We start from the raw sequence: 18,287 nt of genomic DNA, 5'->3' as shown, positions 1-18,287 counted from the left end.
AAGGCCACCCCGTCCGCCGACCTCAACAACGACTTCACCAAGATGGTCGCCCAGTGGGACAGCGGCCGGATCGGCATGCTCAGCCACAACCTCGGTGCGCTGATCACCGTCCGGGGCCCCTCCCGCGTACCGCCGTACCCCCGGCCGCTACTCGGCCTTGATGGCCATCAGCGGGTTGAGCCTGGCCGCGCTGCGGGCCGGCCACACGGCCGCGAGGACGCCGACCACGGCGGCGATGGCCAGGAAGAGCGCGATCCGGCCGACCGGGACCTCCATGGTGTACGTGGCCACCGAGTCGGCGACGCTGTTGCCGACGACCCAGCCCATGAAGACGCCGAGGCCGATGCCGAGCACCGCGCCGAACAGGGAGATCACGATCGACTCCAGGCGCACCATCTGCTTGACCTTGGCGCGGTCGAGACCGATCGCCCGCAGCATGCCGATCTCGTGCTTCCGCTCGAAGACCGACATGGCCAGGGTGTTGATGACGCCGAGCACCGCGATCAGGATGGCCATCGCCAGGAGGCCGTAGAGCATGTTCAGCATCATGTTGATCGCGCCGCCGATCTCGTTGCTGATGGCGTCCTTGTCCTGGATCTTGACGGCGGGGTTGTCGCCGAGGGCCTTGACGATGGTGTCCTCGGCCTTGGCGGAGGCGCCGCCGTCCATCTTCACCAGGACCTGCTCGTCGGTGATCTTCGACAGGTGCGGGTCGACGACGGAGAGCGGTGTGAAGAGACCGGCGATCATCTCGTTCTGCTCGTAGACGCCGGCGATCCGCAGCTTCGCGGTCTTGTCGTCGTCGAACTTCACCGCGACGGTGTCGCCGGTCCTCAGGTGCTGCTCGTCGGCGGTCTTCTGGTCCACGAGGGTGGAGTCACCCTTCAGATCCGCCAGGGAGCCGCTGGTGAAGTCCAGGCTCACCAGCTCGCCGAAGGCCTTCTCGTCGATGCCGGAGACCTGGCTGTACGAGCCGTCGACCTCGCCGTGGGCGATGCGCAGCGGGCTGCTCGCCGCGACCTCGGGGAGCTTGTCCAGCTTCTCGCGGACCTCGGGGGCCAGCGGCTGGTAGTTGGCCATGGAGACGGTGTAGTCGGCCTTCAGGGAGCCCGCGGCCATCTTGCTGATGGCGTCGCTCATGGAGGTGGCGACCACGGTCATCGCGGTGATGAGGGTCAGGCCGATCATCAGGGCCGCCGCGGTGGAGGCCGTGCGGCGCGGGTTGCGCACCGAGTTGAGGCGGGCCAGCTTGCCCGTGACGCCGAAGGGCCGCAGGAGCGGGGCCGAGGCGGCGATGAACGGCCGCGAGAGCAGCGGGGTGAGGATGATGACGCCGACGAGGATCACGGCGGCGCCGCCGGCCATGACGTAGTTGTCGTCGTTGAGGAGCAGGACCACGCCGAGGGCGACGATGATCGAGCCGATGGTGTTGCGCACCACGAGGCCCCGTGTGGTCGGCGTCGCGTGGACGCTGTTCATCGCGGCGACCGGCGGGATCTTCGCGGCGCGGCGGCCCGGCAGCCAGGCGGCGAGCATGGTCACGACCACGCCGATCAGCAGGGCGACGACGATCGTGGTCGGGGCGATGACGAGGGGCCCGTCGGGCAGGGAGGCGCCCGCGGAGTTCATCAGGGACTCCAGGCCCACGGCCACGCCGATGCCGAGCGCGAAGCCGGTCACGGCGGCCACCAGGCCCACCAGGAACGCCTCGATGAGGACCGAGCGCGTCACCTGGCGGCGCGAGGCGCCGACGGCCCGCATGAGGGCCAGCTCCTTGGTGCGCTGGGCGACCAGCATGGTGAAGGTGTTGGCGATGATGAAGATGCCGACGAACAGCGCGATGCCCGCGAAGATCAGCAGGACCTGGCTCATCGAGCTGGTCGACTCCTCGATCATGGCGTCCTGGTCGTCGGACAGCTCGGTGCCGGTGACGGCGTCGGTGTCCTTCGGGACGATCTTCTCGGCCGCGTTCTTCAGCGCCGTCTCGGAGGTGCCGGCGGCGGCCTTCAGGTCGATCTCGTCGTACTCGGTCTTGCCGAGGACCTTCCACGCGGTGTCGTTGTCGAACACCACCAGGCTGCCGCCCGCGAGGACGCTGCCGTCGTCGGTGTCGAAGACGCCGCTGACCTTCGCGGTCCGCACGGGCCCGTCGGTGGAGTAGCGGACGGTGTCGCCGACCTCGTAGCCGGTGCGGTCGGCGGTGCGGGAGTCGAGCGCGATGTCGGCCGCGGACTTCGGGGCCGTGCCGTCGGTGAAGTCGTAGCGGGGGTCCTTGCCGTCCTCGCCGGGGAAGTAGTTGGCCCCGGTGGTGCCCCAGTCGCCGCCGACCAGCTTGCCGTCCTTGTCGGCGACCGCGGTGAAGCCGGTGACGGTGCCGATGGCGGACTCGGCGCCGGGCAGGTCCCGCGCCTTCTTCAGGAAGGCGTCGGTCAGCCGCGGCGGCCTCTTGGCCTCGCCCTCACCGCCACCGCTGTCGTACGAGGAGGAACCCTCGCCCTGGATGGCGACGGAGACGTGGTCGAAGCTCTTCGCCGACTTGTTCTTGTAGGCGTTGCCGAAGGTATCGGTGAAGACCAGGGTGCCGGAGACGAAGGCGACGCCGAGCATGACGGCGAGCACGGTCATCAACAGCCTGGCCTTGTGCGCGAGCACATTGCGCAGGGCGGTACGGAACATGGGAGTCAGTCCTGGTGAGGGGGGCGGTTCAGGGGCGCGGGGAACTGCGCGACGAGCCACGGAAGGGCCCGGGCCCGGAGCGGGGCGCAGCCGAGACGGCGAGGGGCGGTGGCGGTGGCCGGTGAAGGCCGGGCGGCCACTAGCTGGTGCGGCCCTTGGCGTCGAAGTGCTTCATCCGGTCGAGCACGCCGTCGGCGGTCGGCTTGAGCATCTCGTCCACGATCCGCCCGTCCGCGAGGAAGATCACGCGGTCCGCGTAGGAGGCGGCGACGGGGTCGTGCGTGACCATGACGACGGTCTGCCCGAGGTCCCGCACCGAGTTGCGGAGGAAGCCGAGGACCTCGGCGCCCGAGCGCGAGTCGAGGTTTCCGGTCGGCTCGTCACCGAAGATGATCTCCGGCTGCGAGGCGAGCGCCCGCGCCACGGCGACGCGCTGCTGCTGGCCGCCGGAGAGCTCCGTGGGCCGGTGCCCGAGCCGGCCGGAGAGCCCGACCATGTCGATGACCTGCTCCAGCCACCGCTTGTCCGGCTTGCGGCCCGCGATGTCCATGGGGAGCGTGATGTTCTCCAGGGCCGTCAGGGTGGGCAGCAGGTTGAAGGCCTGGAAGATGAAGCCGATCTTGTCCCGGCGGAGCTTGGTGAGCTGCTTGTCCTTGAGCGTGGAGAGCTCGGTGTCGCCGAGCCGCACCGAGCCGGAGCTGAAGCTGTCCAGGCCCGCGACGCAGTGCATGAGGGTGGACTTGCCGGAGCCGGAAGGGCCCATGATCGCGGTGAACTCGCCCTGGCCGAAGTCGACGGAGACGTGGTCCAGGGCGACCACCTGGGTCTCACCCTGTCCGTACACCTTGGAGAGATCCGTGGCGCGCGCGGCCACGGCGGTGGCGCGGGAGGCGAAGGGGGTGGTGGTCACGGGACGGTGCTCCTGTCGGTACGACGAGTGGGGACGTACTCCATCGTCCTGTGCGATCAGTGCCCTGTAGTCAGCCGCTGTTCCGGTCTCTGGGGCCCTCTCCGGTCGGACGCGAGCGCGACATGTCATACCTGGGGATGAGGGATGTCCCTGAGTCCACTGGCGTGAGCGGGAACGGAAGGAGGGTGAAATTCCGTCATTCCGTGCAGAGGGTCATGAGACCGGCCGAGAGCGGGGAAAGGCCTCCGGCATGTACCGATGGGCCATACCCGTGGCTGATGCACCCTCAGACGTCAATAAAATAAGACAACATCGGGCTCACCTTCCGCTGTTCGGGGGACGCCTCCCGATAAGGTCGAATCCTTGATGCGGGGCCCACGGCCTGCCCGGATGGTGGAATGCAGACACGGCGAGCTTAAACCTCGCTGCCCCTCGGGGGCGTGCCGGTTCGAGTCCGGCTCCGGGCACCTCCGCCATGACCGGCTGTGCGCCTCCGCCGCGCGCTTCCGCCGGCCCGTGCGCCCCTGCTGAGTGCCTCGTGACGGTCCCGGGCACTCCCTTGACGTGATCATCGATGCTCCTGTGCCGTGGATGGCCGGGCCGGCGCCCGGTCGCCCCACCGCTCGATCATCCGCGCGGACGCCTGCCGCCGCGTCAACGCGCGTATCCCGCACCCGCGTTGGCCGTCGCCTCGCTCCGCCGAGGGGTGCGGCCGGGGACGCGTCCGCCGTCCCGCCCGGCGGGGCTCAGGGCAGCCGTACCGCCTGGAAGCGGGCGGCGGTGTGCAGATCGGCCTCGATGGCCGCCGCCGTCTCGCGCAGCGCGGGAAGCAGGGCGTCCCGGGTCTCGGCCAGGGGCGCCGTACCCGCGTGCCGGGCGACGTTCAGGGCCGCGACGACCCGCCCCGCCGCGTCCCTGACGGGCACAGCCACCGAGCGCAGCCCCTCCTCCAGCTCCTGGTCGGCCGTGGCGCAGCCGTCGGCGGCGACGCGCTCCAGGACGCGCGCCAGCTCGTCCGTGTCCGTCACGGTCAGCGGGGTCAGGGCGCGCGGCGGGACCTGGCGCAGCAGCCGCTCCCGCTCCGGCGCGGGCAGGCCGGCGAGCAGGACGCGGCCCATGGCCGTCGCGTACGCGGGGAAGCGCGTGCCCAGGGTGATGCGGACGCTCATGACGCGGACCGTGGCCGCCCGCGCCACGTAGAGGATGTCCGTGCCGTCGAGGACGGTGACCGACGCCGACTGGTGGACCCGCTCGGTCAGCTCCCGTACGTGCGGCTCGGCGATCTCGGCGAAGGTGAGCCGGGAGAGCGCGGCGTGCCCGAGCTCCAGGACGCGGGGGAGCGGGCGGTACAGGCGCCCGTCGTGGGCCGCGTACCCCGCGCGCTCCAGCGTGCGCAGGCAGCGCCGCGCGGTGGCCCGCGGGAGGCCGGTGGCCGAGGCGAGCGCGGTCAGCGGCAGCCCGTCGCCGCGCGCACCGCCGAGCGCGCGCAGGACGGCGAGGCCCCGCGCCAGTGACCGGAGGAAGTCCGGGCCCAGCTCGGCCTTGGCGGCGGCCACGGAGTCGGTGTCGGTGTCGGGGGCGGCGTCGGTGGCTTCGGCGGGCGTCGCGGGGGCGCCGCCGGGCGGCCCGGGATCGGCCGCCAGGAGGACTTCGAGGTGCCCGGCCTCCGCGCGCAGCCGCGGCAGCACCGCCGCCGCCAGGCCCTCCGCCGTGTGCCTGCTGGTGTGGCTCACCGCGGAGAGCGCGCAGCGCACCCGGCCCGCCCCGTCGCGTACGGGGACCGCCACCGCGATCAGGCCCGGCTCGATCAGCTGGTCGTCCAGGGCCCAGCCGGTCTCCCGGGAGCGGGCCACCCGGTCGGCGAGATCCGGGACGTCCGCCGGCGCGGGGCCCGGCGGCAGCGCGGGGAAGGCGCTCTCGGCGGGGCCCGCCGCCACCCGGGCCCGCCAGGCGGCCCACCGCTCCTCGTCCCAGGCGTCCGCGAAGAGCGCGCCGGGTGCGCAGCGCTCCGGCGGCAGCAGGTCCCCGATGCGGAAGGCCACCGACATCGCGCGGCGCCGCGCGACCTGCGCGACGAAGCGGACGCCGTCGCCGTCGGGCACCGCGAGCGACACGGACTCGTCCAGCTCGTCCGCGAGCCGGACCGTCCGTTCGGCCACCTCGCCGGTCAGACCGCTGGCCGCGAGGTAGGCGTTGCCGAGTTCCATCAGGCGCGGGGTGAGGTGCAGCTCCTGCCCGCGCACGCGGACGTGGCCGAGCCTGACCAGGGTCGCCACCACCCGGTCGACCGTGGCGCGGGCCAGGCCCGTGGCCCGCACGAGGTCGCCGGCGCGCAGCCGCCCCGGCTCGGCGAGGGCCAGGGCGCGCAGGACGGCCAGGCCGCGCTCCAGGGGGCGCACGGACTCGCTCGCGGGCTCTTCGGGCATGCGGGGCCCTTCCTCATGCGCACGGGACGGGCGTCGGAAAGCGGGTGCCGCACGACCGTTGACAGCGCGTGGGCGCGGTCGGAGACTCCCGGCAGCACATTATGAACGAAAGTTCACCAGGCGAACAAGCTGGCCCTGCCGGTCGCGGGCAGAGGTGGGCGCCGTTCCGGAGCGAGGGGAATCCACCGATGCGCACGACCGTCGGAATCATCGGCGCCGGACCCGCCGGGCTGCTGCTCGGCAGGCTCCTCGACGACGCGGGCGTGGACAACGTCGTCCTGGAGAGCCGCGACCGCGCCTACGTGGAACAGCGCCAGCGCGCCGGAATCCTGGAGCACGGCACCGCCGAGGCGCTGCGCGCGGCGGGCGCCGGTGAGCGCATGGACCGCGAGGGCCTCCCGCACGACGGCATCGAGCTGCGCTTCGACCGCCGCAGGCACCGCGTCGACCTCCCCGCCCTCACCGGCGGCAGGAACGTCACCGTCTACGCCCAGACCGAGGTCTGCAAGGACCTCATCGCGCTGCGCCTCGACGGCGGCGGGCCCCTGCTCTTCGCGGCCGAGGCGCTCGCCGTGGAGGGCGCGGAGACCGCGGCCCCGCGGGTCCGCTACCGCCACCGGGGCCGTGAGTCCGCCCTGGAGTGCGACTACGTGGCGGGCTGCGACGGCTTCCGGGGCGTGGCGCGCGAGGCGGTGCCCGAAGCGGTCTCCCGGGTCTTCGGGCGGACGTTCCCCTTCGCGTGGCTCGGCATCCTCGCCGACGTGCCGCCCTCCCACGGCGAACTGGTCTACGCCCGCCACGACCGCGGCTTCGCCCTCCTGTCCATGAGGTCGCCGACCGTCACGCGCGCGTACCTCCAGGTCCCCGACGGCACGCATGCCGCCGAGTGGTCCGACGAGGAGATCTGGGACGAGCTGGACCGCCGCCTGGAGACCGACGACCCCTCCTGGACGCTGCACCGCGGACCCGTCACCGCCAAGTCCGTCACGCCCCTGCGCAGCTACGTCCACGAGCCGATGCGGCACGGCCGCCTCTTCCTCGCCGGGGACGCCGCGCACATCGTCCCGCCCACCGGTGCCAAGGGCCTCAACCTCGCGGTCGGCGACGTCGTCACCCTCGCCCGCGCGCTGACCCTGCGGCACGAGAAGGGCGACGCGAGCCTCATCGACGCGTACTCGCGGACCTGCCTGCGCCGCGTCTGGCAGGCCGAGCGCTTCTCCTGCGCGCTGACGGCGCTGCTGCACCGCGCGCCCGACGCCACGCCCTTCGACGACCGCGTCCAGCTCGCCGGGCTCGACCGGATCGCCGGGGCGCGCTCCGCCGAGACGGATCTCGCGGAGGGCTACACCGGCTTCCCCCTCGACTGACCGGACCCCTCGACCGACCGGCCCCTTCGACACGCCGCCCGGAAGGACCCTCCCCGTGACCCCGAGAACCGCGCCCGAGACCCCCGAGCGGACGTTCCGATCCGTCGCGCCCGTCCTCGCCCTCTGCTGGCTCGTCGTCTTCTTCGACGGCATGGACGTCACCATCTACGGCGCCGTCATGCCCCACCTGCTCGACGACGAGGGCTTCGGCTTCACCACGTCGACCGCGGGGACCATCGGCTCCTGGACCACCTTCGGCATGCTGATCGGGGCGCTCGGCTGCGGCACCCTCACCGACTGGGCGGGGCGCAAGCCGATGGTGACCGGCAGCGTCGTCCTGTTCTCGCTGGGCTCCGCCCTGTGCGCGCTCGCGCCGGACGCCGCGTTCTTCGGCGCGGGGCGCTTCGTCTCCGGGCTCGGCCTCGGCGGGCTCATGCCGATCGGGCTCGCGATCGTCGCCGAGTTCGCGCCGCCCCGCAGGGCCGCGCTCGCCACCGGCCTGATGATGACCTCGTACCACGCGGGCGGCATGGCGGCCACGGGCCTCGGCCTCGCGCTCGGCCCCGGCCACGGCTGGCGCGTCGTCTTCTGGACGGGCGTGATCCCCGCGGTCGTCGCCGTTCCGCTGGTCCTGAAGTGGCTGCCGGAGTCGCCCGGCGTACTGCTCGCCCGGGGCAGGGCGGCGCGGGCCGAGGCGGTCGCCGCCCGCTACCTCCTGCCGGCGCCGACCCCCGCCGAGACCCCCGGGGCCGGGGCCCGCGGGCGGCTCTCGGCCGTCGCCTCGCTCTTCGCGCCGGGGCGCGGGCTCGCCACGCCGCTGCTCTGGGTCGCCTCCTTCGCCGGGCTCCTCCTGGTCTACGGCGTCTCCACCTGGCTGCCCGAGCTGATGCGCGCCTCCGGCTACTCGCTCTCCTCCTCCGTCACCTTCCTCATGGTGATCAACGCGGGCGGCATCGTCGGCATGCTCGTCGCCGGGCGGACCGCGGACCGCTTCGGGGCCGTCAAGGTCTCCGCCGTCTGGTTCGTGCTCACGGCGTGCGGCGCCTTCCTGCTCAGGGCCGAGCTGCCGCTCGGCGTCGCCTACGCCGTCGTCTTCGTCACCGGCGTCTGGCTCTTCTCCGCCCAGGTCATGGTCTACGCCGCCACCCCCGCGGTGTACGGGCCCGCCGAGCGCGCCACGGGACTCGGCTGGGTCACCGGCGTCGGGCGCACGGGCGCGGTCGTCGGCCCCTGGCTCGGCGGCGCGGTGGTCGCGGGCGGCAACGCCTCGCTGGGCTTCACGACCTTCGCCGTGGCCGCCGTCGTCGGGGCCGTGGCGATCTCGCTGGTGCCACTCGTACGGGGCAACGGTTCCGATCCGGGAACAGTGCGGGCACTCCCGCGCGTTCTCGGTCACAGAGAGGGAAAGATCCTCCCCAAGCACTAGGGTCATCCCTTTGCCTACGCATTACTCTTGAGGCAAAGCCACACTCGGTGGCCATGGAGGAGTGAAATGAGGAGCAGTAACCCGGTCTTCTCGCGACGGGGGTTCAGCCGCGACAACGGCTACGCCGGCTTCGGCGCGCAGCCGCAGGCCGGGGGACCCGCAGCCGCGACCCAGACCGCCCAGCAGGGCAACCCGTACGCGCAGGGCAATCCGTACGCCGGCCAGCAGGCCCCCGCGGGCAACCCCTACGCCACGAACCCGTACGCCCAGCAGGACGTCCAGCACGGCGCCCCCGCGCCGATGACGTCCGCCGGCCGCATGACGATGGACGACGTCGTCATGCGTACGGCGACCACGCTCGGCACGCTCGTCGTCACGGCCGCGCTCGCCTGGGCGATGCTGCCGGTGGACGACGCCAACATCGGCAAGTCGTACGGCATCGCCATCGGCGCCGGTCTGATCGCGATGGTCCTCGGCCTCGTCCAGGCCTTCAAGCGCAAGGCATCGCCCGCGCTGATCCTGACGTACGCCGCCCTGGAGGGCGTCTTCCTCGGCGTCGTCTCCAGCGTCGTCGACAACCGCATCGCGAGCGGCGCGGCCATGCAGGCCGTCCTCGGCACGATGGCCGTCTTCATCGGCGTCCTCGTGGCGTACAAGGCGGGCTGGATTCGCGTCAACCGCCGCTTCTACGGCTTCGTGATGGCCGCGGCGATGGGCTTCCTGCTGCTGACCGCCGTGAACCTGCTGTTCATGGTCTTCGGCGGCGGTGACGGCCTCGGCTTCCGCAGCGGTGGCCTCGGCATCGTCTTCGGCATCGTCGGCATCCTGCTCGGCGCCTGCTTCCTGGCCCTGGACTTCAAGCAGGTCGAGGACGGCATCGCGTACGGCGCGCCGAAGGAAGAGGCGTGGCTGGCCGCGTTCGGCCTGACGATGACGCTGGTCTGGATCTACATGGAGTTCCTGCGCCTGATCGCGATCTTCTCGGGCAACGACTGACGGATGATCGCCGGGTGACCGGCAGCCGAAGGGCCCGCGGACCGATCCGGTCCGCGGGCCCTTCGCGTTCGCCGTGGGTGAGGGTCGGATTTCAGAGCAGGTTGCGGGCGGCCCGCCGCAGGTCGTACTCGTGGATGATCGCCTTGGCGTGGCCGTATGCGAGGTTGTGCTCGGCGCGGAGCCAGCTGACCTTCTCCTCGAAGCGGAAGAGGGAGGGTCCTTCGTCCACGGCGCGGAGCCAGTCGGAGACTTCTCGACCGGTGCAGTGGGGGATGCGGGCGAGCATGTTGCGGTGGGTCTCCTCGGAGAAGACTTGTGACATCGGCGCCTCCGGACGCGTCGCGATGTGTTCCGTCCTTCACGACACCGTGCCTGAGCGCCGGGGCGTTGGCAACAGTCCCGCAAAGGCGCATAAGGTCGCGGAGTGCTCGATACGACGCCTTTGACTGCCGCAGTGGACCAATTCGCCGACCGGCTGCGGGCCGCGCCGCAGAGCCGCCTGCAGCGCGGGGCGGCGACCGAGGCGCTCGCCCTGGCCAGGGAGCTGGCGGTGCGCGCCCAGGCCATCGAGGAACCGGGGGCGCCGCCGCGGGAGATGCCGGACGCGGGGATGTTCGCCGCCGCCGACCAGATCACCGTCGCGGGGCACGACCTGGCCCTCGTCCTGAAGGACCCCGACGAGCTGGCGCGGACGCTCGAACTCGTGGCGCAGGCACAGAAGAAGGCCGGGGTGTAGGGAGCTCGAAGGCTCCCCGCACCCCGGCCCTGCCGGAGCGGTGTCTCAGACCGAGGCGATGACGCGGTCGGCGAGGATGTAGACGTTCTCGGTGCCGCACTCGAACGTCAGGGCGTACGCGCCCGAGATGCCCGAGCCGCCGAGCAGTACCGGCGCCCGGCCCTCGCGCAGGGCGTGGGCGAGCAGTTCCGCCGTCTCGCGGTGGCCCGGCGTCATGCAGAGCGTCGTGCCGTCCGCGAAGACGTACACGTCCAGGGTGCCCAGCGGGCCCGGCCGGACGTCGGCCAGGGCGGTGCGGGCGTCCGCCAGTTCCTCCAGGCAGGCCACCGTGCGCTCGTGGTCGCCGTAGCCGTCGGCGGCGGGCGTCTGCACCGGCACGAAGTCCGGGTGCGAGGGGTGGCGGCGGCGCGCCGCCGCCAGCTCGGGGGAGTCCCCGGCGAACTCGTCGCCCGCGGGCTCGGCGAAGGGCTCGGTCACCGGCTCCAGGCTGTCCGCCTCAAGGCCCGCGAAGTCCGCCTGGCGCGGCAGGAACAGCTCGTCGGCGATGCCGTCGGGCAGACCGGGCAGGCCGTGCAGGAGGGACGGGGCGTCCATGCCGTCGCGGGTCTCCTGGGCGGCCCAGAACGCGCGGGCCTCGGCGAGTTCGCGCTCCCGCTCCTCGGCGAGCGCCTCGGCGACGGCCGCGCGTATCTCGTCGGTGTCCAGGGCGGTGCGGGCGGCCGGCACCGCGGCGTGCGGGGCGTCATCGGCGCGGCCCCGGGCCAGCTCGGTCTGGAGGGTTCTGATCTCAGCGAGCTGCTTCCGGAGCCCGTACACGGCGTGCAGGACGGCGGCGCCCACGGCCGTGGCAGCGGCCGCGGAGAGCAGCAGGGCAAGAGGCATGGCGCTCACTGACGTACTCCCGGTTTCAAGTCGACCCCCGACTTCCTACATCAGCTTGAAGCCTGCACGATCCTGCTGTCAGTGCATTACGTCACGAAGTGGACAGGACTTTGGGCCCGGCGTATATCCGTAGAGCGGCTCTGAGCTGGTCATATGTGTCTCCCCCAGGACGCAGGTCACATCCTGGGGGAGATTGGGTCACGAAAAGATGCAGAGACGGAGCGCTCATTCACGCGAACTCTGCGTCAACGAAAACGTGCGTTTTCCGGTTGTTCGACCGAGCCGGCCGAAGTGCGCGTCCGGGTCAGCTGAGGCGCTCGATGACCATCGCCATGCCCTGGCCGCCGCCGACGCACATCGTCTCCAGGCCGAACTGCTTGTCGTGGAACTGGAGGGAGTTGATGAGCGTGCCGGTGATGCGGGCGCCCGTCATGCCGAAGGGGTGGCCGACGGCGATGGCGCCACCGTTGACGTTCAGCTTCTCGATCGGGATGTCCAGGTCGCGGTAGGAGGGGATCACCTGGGCGGCGAACGCCTCGTTGATCTCGACCAGGTCGATGTCGCCGATGGTGAGACCGGCGCGCCGGAGCGCCTGCTTGCTGGCCTCGACCGGGCCGAGGCCCATGATCTCGGGGGAGAGGCCGGTGACGCCGGTGGAGACGATGCGGGCGAGCGGGGTCAGGCCGAGCTCGCGGGCCTTGGTGTCGCTCATGATCACGAGGGCGGCGGCGCCGTCGTTCAGCGGGCAGCAGTTGCCCGCGGTGACCAGGCCGTCGGGGCGGAAGACGGGCTTCAGGCCCTGGACGCCCTCCATGGTGACGCCCGCGCGGGGGCCGTCGTCCTTGCTGACGACCGTGCCGTCGGGGGTGGTCACCGGGGTGATCTCGCGCTCCCAGAAGCCGTTCTTGATGGCTTCCTCGGCGAGGTTCTGCGAGCGGACGCCGAACTCGTCCATGTCCTGGCGGGTGACGCCCTTGCTGCGGGCGAGGTTCTCCGCGGTCTGGCCCATCGCGATGTAGGCGTCCGGGATCAGGCCGTCCTCGCGCGGGTCGTGCCAGGTGGAGCCCTCGGTCTGGGCGACGGCCGCGGTACGGGCCTCGGCGTCGGCGAAGAGCGGGTTGTGGGTGTCCGGCAGGCCGTCGCTGGTGCCCTTCACGCTGCGGGACACCATCTCCACGCCGGCGGAGATGAAGACGTCGCCCTCGCCCGCCTTGATGGCGTGCAGGGCCATGCGGCTGGTCTGGAGGGAGGAGGAGCAGTAGCGGGTGATCGTGCAGCCGGGCAGGTGGTCCATGCCCATCTGCACGGCGACGATGCGGCCGAGGTTGTGCCCCTGCTCACCGCCGGGCAGGCCGCAGCCGAGCATCAGGTCGTCGATGTCCTTCGGGTCCAGCTCCGGGACCTTGGCGAGGGCGGCCTCGATGATCGTGGCGGTCAGGTCGTCCGGGCGCAGGTCCTTCAGCGAGCCCTTGAAGGCGCGGCCGATCGGGGTGCGGGCGGCAGAGACGATCACGGCTTCGGGCATCTCGGGCTCTCCTCTGGCGGGGCGCCCCTGACGGTGGGGCTTCGGCTGGACTCCCTGGGAAGTTACCTGCACGTAGTGGTGACCGTCACGGGGGCGGGGCTGTGATGCGGGACGCATTTCTAAGCGGGCGCTCAGGCCGCCGGGCCCCGGCCGGCGCCCCCGCGGCGGGGCCGTGCCGCCGCTGCCCGGCGGCTTCGGGCCATGGCCTCCGTGGGCCGCCCCGGGCCGGCCGCGCGATTCCCCGCGCCCCTCGTCCTGGGCCGTCGCCCGCTGTCCGCTCAGAGTCTGTGTCATCACCCCGGTCGGATCAGCGTGCGGCGTCCGGTGCGTGCGATCGCAAGGCGCCGGAGCGTCCTCGATGGGGGTCCCCCCGCGCCCTTCAGGCGTGGGGGAGTGCGTGCCAGGCGTCGCACGCCCGGCCGGGGTCATGACACAGGCTCTCAGCTGTCCGGGCACGCCTTCGGGTCCAGGTCAGGGACGCCCAGCGTGGGCTTCTTGAGCAGAGGGGCCAGATTCCTCCGGTACATGGCGTTCCACCCCTGCCGGTCCTCAAGGACCGCCGCCACCGCCGAGCACACCTTCCTCTTCAGGGCCGGTGTATCGGAACGCATCGCCACGCCGTACCTCTCCGTGCCTTCGATGGGGTCCAGCATCGTGACCTCGTCGGACTGGGCGTAGCCCGCGAGGACCGCGTCGTCCGAGGCCACCGCGTAGACGTTCGTCTCCCCGCTCAGCAGCTGCTCCAGGCAGTACTGGTAGGTCGCAGGCAGCGACTCCATCAGCGTGAAGCCGAGCGGGGGAAGGTCCTTCGCGTAGGTCGAGCCCTTGGCGGTGCACACCTCCACCTTCTCGGCCTTCAGATAGCTGGAGTCCTTGATCTCCCCGTGCCGCACCGAGTCCTTGCGCACCAGGAACCCGCGGCCCGCCTCGTAGTACGGGCCGACGAAGTCGATCTCGGCGCTCTTCCGCATGGTGTACGAGGCGATGACGAGATCCACCGCCTTCCTCTTCAGGTGGCTGTCCCGGTTCCCGGACGTGACCTCGACGAACTCGACGTCGTCGGCCTCGTACCCGAGGTCCCGGGCCACCTTGTGGGCCATGTCGATGTCGAGGCCCGCGTACGTGTGGTTCCCCTCGCTGTCCTTGCCCTTGCGCAGGCTCAGCCCCCGCTGGTCGGCCTTGACGCCGATCTTCAACTGGGGGTGGGCCTGCTTCCAGTCCCGCCACGCCTGTGCCCCGGCCGCGCCGTCCCGGCCGTCCGGGCCGACGGCACCGCCGGCCTTGTCATCGGCCTTGCCTCCCGAGCCGAATCCTTCCGCCACCAGCCAGCCCGCGGCGGACAGCAGCACCACGGCCAGAGCCGCCGCCACGGCCCGCTTCGTGCCCCTGCGGGAGCCGGGCCGCGGGGCCTTCTCCGGGGTGAGCACGGGCTCGGGTGCGGGTGCGGGTGCGGGCGCGGGCTCGGGCGCGGGCGCGGGTGTGCGTACGGGCTCCGGGGTCCGCGGCGCTGTCCCGGCCGGGGCGGCGTTCGACGGGGCGCCCAGCACCTCGCGCAGCATGCCGTCCGCCGTGGGCGTGTCCAGGCGCTCGGCGGGGTCCGTGCGCAGCAGCCCCCGGATCACCGGGGCGAGGGGGCCCGCGTACCGCAGGACGGGGTGCGGCGACCGCTCGATGCTCGCCTGGACCTCCCAGGGCTCCCTGCCGCCGAAGGGAAGGCCGCCCTCGACCATCTCGTACAGCGTGACCCCCAGGGCCCACAGGTCCGAGGCGGGGCTGGGGCCGCTGAAGAACAGTTCGGGCGCCTGGTACGGGGGCGTGCCGATGACGCTGCCCGACCGGGTCAGCGGGGTGGCCCCCTCGAACGTCGCGATCCCGAAGTCCACCAGGATCACCTGCCCGTCGTCCCGGACCAGCACGTTGCCCGGCTTCACGTCGCGGTGGAGGACCGACGCCGCGTGCACCGCCCGCAGCCCCTGGAGGATCTGGTGGCCGATGTCCGCCGCCCTCGGCACGGCGAGCACCCTCTGCTCGTACAGCAGGTCCGCCAACGACGCGGCGTCGAGCAGCTTCATCACGATCCAGACCTGGGTGTCGGTCTCGATCTGGTCGTGGACCGTCACCACGTTCGGATGCTCGATCTTGGCTATGGCCTCCGCCTCCCGGCGCGCCCGCTGCATCGCCGAGGCCTGGGAGCCTGCGGCCACGGCGTTCCGGTCGAGCAGGCCCTTGACGGCGACGAACCGGCGCAGCCGCCGGTCGTATGCCTTCCACACCTCGCCCATGCCGCCGCTGCCGATCGGCTCCACCAGTTCGTAGCGGTCCTCGATCACCGCGTGCGGGCGCGCGGGCGCCGACGGGGTCTCCTGGGACGGTGCCGTGGGCCAGTGCTGAGCCGCCCCGGAGCCCGCCTGGCGCGGCGTGCTGCCCGTCCACGGCCCGCCGGAGCCACCTCCGGACCCGGCCCTGTCTTCCCCTTGCATGCGCCCCCCTCGCAACTGGATGCAGACCACAGTAGATGCTCGGTCCGCAGCGCGCGCAGAGCATGGAGATGTGGCGGTGGCGAACAGTGCGCCCCCGCGTGACGAGCCCCAAGGGCCCGACGTCCGCGGCTCGTTGGGGCGTCGTCCCGGTCAGTGGGCCGGTGAGGGCTCCGGGGCCTGGATGCGGCGGCGGCGACGGCGCTTGAGCAGGGCCCACGGCCCCCGGGGGCCGGACGGCATAGCCGCCGTGACCTCCGTGCCACCCTCCGCGGCGGCCTGCGCCGCCGCGCGGGCCACCGGCAGGAAGCCCTCGTCCCGCGAGACGTCCGGGTGCTCCTCCTCCGGCCACACCCCGAGCGCCGCGCAGAGCGTGGGAAGGACCGCCATGGCCGCGGTCGCGTACCCCTCGGCCGAGGGGTGGTAGTTGTCGGGACCGAACAGTTCCCGGGGGTTCGCCGCGAACTCGGGGCCGAGCAGATCACCGAGGGAGACGGTCCGCCCGCCCTGCTCGACCACGCCGATCGTCTGCGCCGCGGCCAGCTGCCGCGAGACCCGGCGGGCCAGCCACCGTAGGGGCTGGTAGACGTTCTCGACGGTACTGAGGTCGGGGCACGTACCCACCACGACCTCCGCCCCGGCGGTCCGCAGCCGCCGCACGGCCGCGGCGAGGTACCGCACGGAGCGGGTCGCCGGCATCCGGTGCGTCACGTCGTTGGCACCGATCATGATCACGCAGACGTCCGGCACCCAGGACGGGTCCGAGAGGATCAGCGTCACCTGCCGGTCCAGGTCGTCGGACTGGGCGCCGGGCAGCGCCACGTTCCGCAGGTCGACGGGCCGCTCGGCGACCGCCGCGAGCCCGGAGGCGAGCAGCGCCGCGGGGGTCTGCCTGGCCCGGTGCACACCCTGCCCCGCGGCCGTGGAGTCACCGAGCATGGCGAACCGCAGCGGCTCCGAGCTGGGGGGACGCTCCGTGTCGTCGGGGAACGCCCGGCCGTAGCGGCCGTCCGCCCGCGGTGGATCGGCGTGCGCCCCGCCTCCCACGTACCGCTTCGCGAGCTGCACCTCGGCGAACACCACGCCCACCGCGGCGGCGCCGAGCAGCCCGATGCCCCCGCCGCCGTAGGCCGCGCCCGCCGCGATCCGTCGTGCCACCCTCGCCCTCGACATGCCCCGCAGCCACCTCCTCGTCGCCGATTCGCCCGTACATCCACTCATTGCCCCGTAAGCACGGTCGGCCAATCGCGAGCGGAGGTGAACGGATGAGGCGGACCCTTAGGCTGACGGCACCAAACCCGTCGCACTACATCGCAGCCCGGAGACAACGGTGCAATTCCACGATTCGATGATCAGCCTCGTCGGCAACACCCCGCTGGTGAAGCTCAACAACGTGACCGCGGGCATCCAGGCGACTGTCCTGGCCAAGGTCGAGTACTTCAACCCCGGCGGCTCCGTGAAGGACCGCATCGCGCTGCGCATGATCGAGGCGGCCGAGCAGAGCGGGGAGCTGAGGCCCGGCGGCACCATCGTCGAGCCGACGTCCGGCAACACCGGGGTCGGCCTCGCCATCGTGGCCCAGCAGAAGGGTTACAAGTGCATCTTCGTCTGCCCGGACAAGGTGTCGCTCGACAAGATCAACGTGCTGCGCGCGTACGGCGCCGACGTCGTCGTCTGCCCCACCGCCGTCGACCCCGAGCACCCGGACTCGTACTACAACGTCTCCGACCGCCTCGTGCGCGAGACGCCGGGCGCCTGGAAGCCCGACCAGTACAGCAACCCGAACAACCCGCTCTCCCACTACCACTCCACGGGCCCCGAGCTCTGGGAGCAGACGGACGGGAGGATCACCCACTTCGTGGCGGGCATCGGCACCGGCGGCACCATCTCCGGTACCGGCGGCTACCTGAAGAAGGTCTCCGAGGGCGCGGTCACCGTCGTCGGCGCCGACCCCGAGGGGTCCGTGTACTCCGGCGGCTCCGGGCGGCCCTACCTCGTCGAGGGCGTCGGCGAGGACTTCTGGCCGACGGCGTACGACCGCGATGTCACCGACGAGATCATCGCGGTGTCCGACAAGGACTCCTTCCAGATGACGCGGCGCCTGGCCAAGGAGGAGGGGCTGCTCGTCGGCGGCTCCTGCGGCATGGCGGTCGTGGCGGCACTGCGGGTCGCGGAGCGGCTCGGCCCCGACGACGTCGTGGTCGTGCTGCTCCCGGACTCCGGGCGCGGCTACATGAGCAAGATCTTCAGCGACGAGTGGATGAACGACTACGGCTTCCTTGAGCAGGCCGGCGACGCGCCCCGCGTCGGTGACGTGCTGCGCCGCAAGGAGGGCGGCGCGCTGCCGTCGCTGGTGCACATGCACCCCGAGGAGACGGTCGGCGAGGCCATCGACGTGCTGCGCGAGTACGGCGTCTCCCAGATGCCGATCGTGAAGCCCGGCGCCGGCCACCCCGACGTGATGGCCGCGGAGGTCATCGGCTCGGTCGTGGAGCGGGAGCTGCTCGACGCCCTGTTCGCGCAGCGCGCCTCGCTCTCCGACCCGCTGGAGAAGCACATGTCGGACCCGCTGCCGCAGGTCGGCTCCGGTGAGCCCGTGGCCGACCTGATGTCGGTGCTCGGCGGCGCGGACGCGGCGATCGTCCTGGTCGAGGGCAAGCCGACCGGCGTCGTCAGCCGCCAGGACCTGCTCGCCTTCCTCGCGGAGCAGCAGAAGTAGCGGCCCCGGGCCGGGGGCCGGACACCGGACTTCGCGGAAGCGGTACGAGCACGTCATGTGGACGCAGCACCCGCTTAACACGGCTCCGGCATATTGGTGGAGGTCGGCGTCAGGAACTCCGGAGCGGCTCCCGGACCTCCACGGACG

At 72.2% G+C, this 18,287-nt stretch carries 13 protein-coding genes and 1 tRNA gene; 6 read left to right on the top strand and 8 right to left on the bottom strand.

Going from position 1 to position 18,287, the window contains the following annotated elements; all coding sequences use genetic code 11:
- Nucleotides 1-147: 147 nt before the first annotated feature.
- Nucleotides 148-2,676 carry an FtsX-like permease family protein gene (locus AB0I16_RS22600; RefSeq protein WP_363251269.1) on the bottom strand — a complete coding sequence of 843 codons (2,529 nt, stop codon included), beginning with the start codon at nt 2,674-2,676 and terminating at the stop codon, nt 148-150.
- A gap of 139 nt (nt 2,677-2,815) precedes the next feature.
- Nucleotides 2,816-3,586, bottom strand: coding sequence for an ABC transporter ATP-binding protein (locus tag AB0I16_RS22595; RefSeq protein WP_363251268.1), 771 nt, complete (start codon nt 3,584-3,586; stop codon nt 2,816-2,818).
- A 384-nt stretch (nt 3,587-3,970) separates the two neighbouring features.
- On the opposite strand from AB0I16_RS22595, the gene AB0I16_RS22590 reads away from it, so the two are divergent.
- Nucleotides 3,971-4,053, top strand: a tRNA-Leu gene (locus tag AB0I16_RS22590).
- A gap of 279 nt (nt 4,054-4,332) precedes the next feature.
- Here AB0I16_RS22590 and AB0I16_RS22585 read toward each other — a convergent pair.
- Nucleotides 4,333-6,012, bottom strand: coding sequence for an IclR family transcriptional regulator C-terminal domain-containing protein (locus tag AB0I16_RS22585; RefSeq protein WP_363251267.1), 1,680 nt, complete (start codon nt 6,010-6,012; stop codon nt 4,333-4,335).
- A 188-nt stretch (nt 6,013-6,200) separates the two neighbouring features.
- On the opposite strand from AB0I16_RS22585, the gene AB0I16_RS22580 reads away from it, so the two are divergent.
- From AB0I16_RS22580 to AB0I16_RS22570, 3 genes are all read left to right on the top strand, one after another.
- On the top strand, nt 6,201-7,379 hold the full coding sequence (locus tag AB0I16_RS22580; protein WP_363251266.1) for a 4-hydroxybenzoate 3-monooxygenase: 1,179 nt from the start codon (nt 6,201-6,203) through the stop codon (nt 7,377-7,379).
- A 55-nt stretch (nt 7,380-7,434) separates the two neighbouring features.
- On the top strand, nt 7,435-8,805 hold the full coding sequence (locus tag AB0I16_RS22575; protein ID WP_363251265.1) for an aromatic acid/H+ symport family MFS transporter: 1,371 nt from the start codon (nt 7,435-7,437) through the stop codon (nt 8,803-8,805).
- 66 nt (nt 8,806-8,871) lie between these two features.
- Nucleotides 8,872-9,801: a Bax inhibitor-1/YccA family protein gene (locus AB0I16_RS22570; RefSeq protein WP_363251263.1), complete on the top strand. Its 930-nt coding sequence runs from the start codon at nt 8,872-8,874 to the stop codon at nt 9,799-9,801.
- Between the two features lie 91 nt (nt 9,802-9,892).
- Here AB0I16_RS22570 and AB0I16_RS22565 read toward each other — a convergent pair whose 3' ends face one another.
- Nucleotides 9,893-10,123: a DUF4287 domain-containing protein gene (locus tag AB0I16_RS22565; RefSeq protein WP_363251262.1), complete on the bottom strand. Its 231-nt coding sequence runs from the start codon at nt 10,121-10,123 to the stop codon at nt 9,893-9,895.
- Between the two features lie 102 nt (nt 10,124-10,225).
- Between AB0I16_RS22565 and AB0I16_RS22560 the strand changes: the two genes are divergently transcribed.
- Entirely contained in the window at nt 10,226-10,537 is a 312-nt protein-coding gene (locus tag AB0I16_RS22560) for a hypothetical protein (RefSeq protein ID WP_363251261.1), read from the top strand.
- A gap of 45 nt (nt 10,538-10,582) precedes the next feature.
- Here the strand turns inward: AB0I16_RS22560 and AB0I16_RS22555 are convergent, their stop codons facing one another.
- The 4 genes from AB0I16_RS22555 to AB0I16_RS22540 all read right to left on the bottom strand — a co-directional run bounded on the left by AB0I16_RS22555 (nt 10,583) and on the right by AB0I16_RS22540 (nt 16,594).
- Nucleotides 10,583-11,419, bottom strand: a complete 837-nt coding sequence (locus AB0I16_RS22555; protein WP_363251279.1) for a hypothetical protein — start codon at nt 11,417-11,419, stop codon at nt 10,583-10,585.
- A 304-nt stretch (nt 11,420-11,723) separates the two neighbouring features.
- Nucleotides 11,724-12,944: an acetyl-CoA C-acetyltransferase gene (locus tag AB0I16_RS22550; RefSeq protein ID WP_363251260.1), complete on the bottom strand. Its 1,221-nt coding sequence runs from the start codon at nt 12,942-12,944 to the stop codon at nt 11,724-11,726.
- A 440-nt stretch (nt 12,945-13,384) separates the two neighbouring features.
- Nucleotides 13,385-15,424 (bottom strand): serine/threonine-protein kinase, encoded by a 2,040-nt coding sequence (locus AB0I16_RS22545; RefSeq protein WP_363251258.1) that lies wholly within the window; start codon nt 15,422-15,424, stop codon nt 13,385-13,387.
- A gap of 150 nt (nt 15,425-15,574) precedes the next feature.
- The gene (locus AB0I16_RS22540) at nt 15,575-16,594 is read right to left on the bottom strand and encodes an SGNH/GDSL hydrolase family protein (RefSeq protein ID WP_363251257.1); all 1,020 of its coding nucleotides are present in this window, start codon (nt 16,592-16,594) and stop codon (nt 15,575-15,577) included.
- Between the two features lie 157 nt (nt 16,595-16,751).
- Here AB0I16_RS22540 and AB0I16_RS22535 point away from each other — a divergent pair, with 157 nt between their 5' ends.
- Nucleotides 16,752-18,140 (top strand): cystathionine beta-synthase, encoded by a 1,389-nt coding sequence (locus AB0I16_RS22535; protein WP_363251256.1) that lies wholly within the window; start codon nt 16,752-16,754, stop codon nt 18,138-18,140.
- The last annotated feature ends 147 nt before the right edge of the window (nt 18,141-18,287 follow it).

The organism is Streptomyces sp. NPDC050703 (assembly GCF_040654435.1).
Classification (GTDB): Bacteria; Actinomycetota; Actinomycetes; order Streptomycetales; family Streptomycetaceae; genus Streptomyces.
The sequence above is the reverse complement of the archived record's forward strand: the minus strand, read 5'-3'. Positions and strand labels throughout refer to the sequence as shown.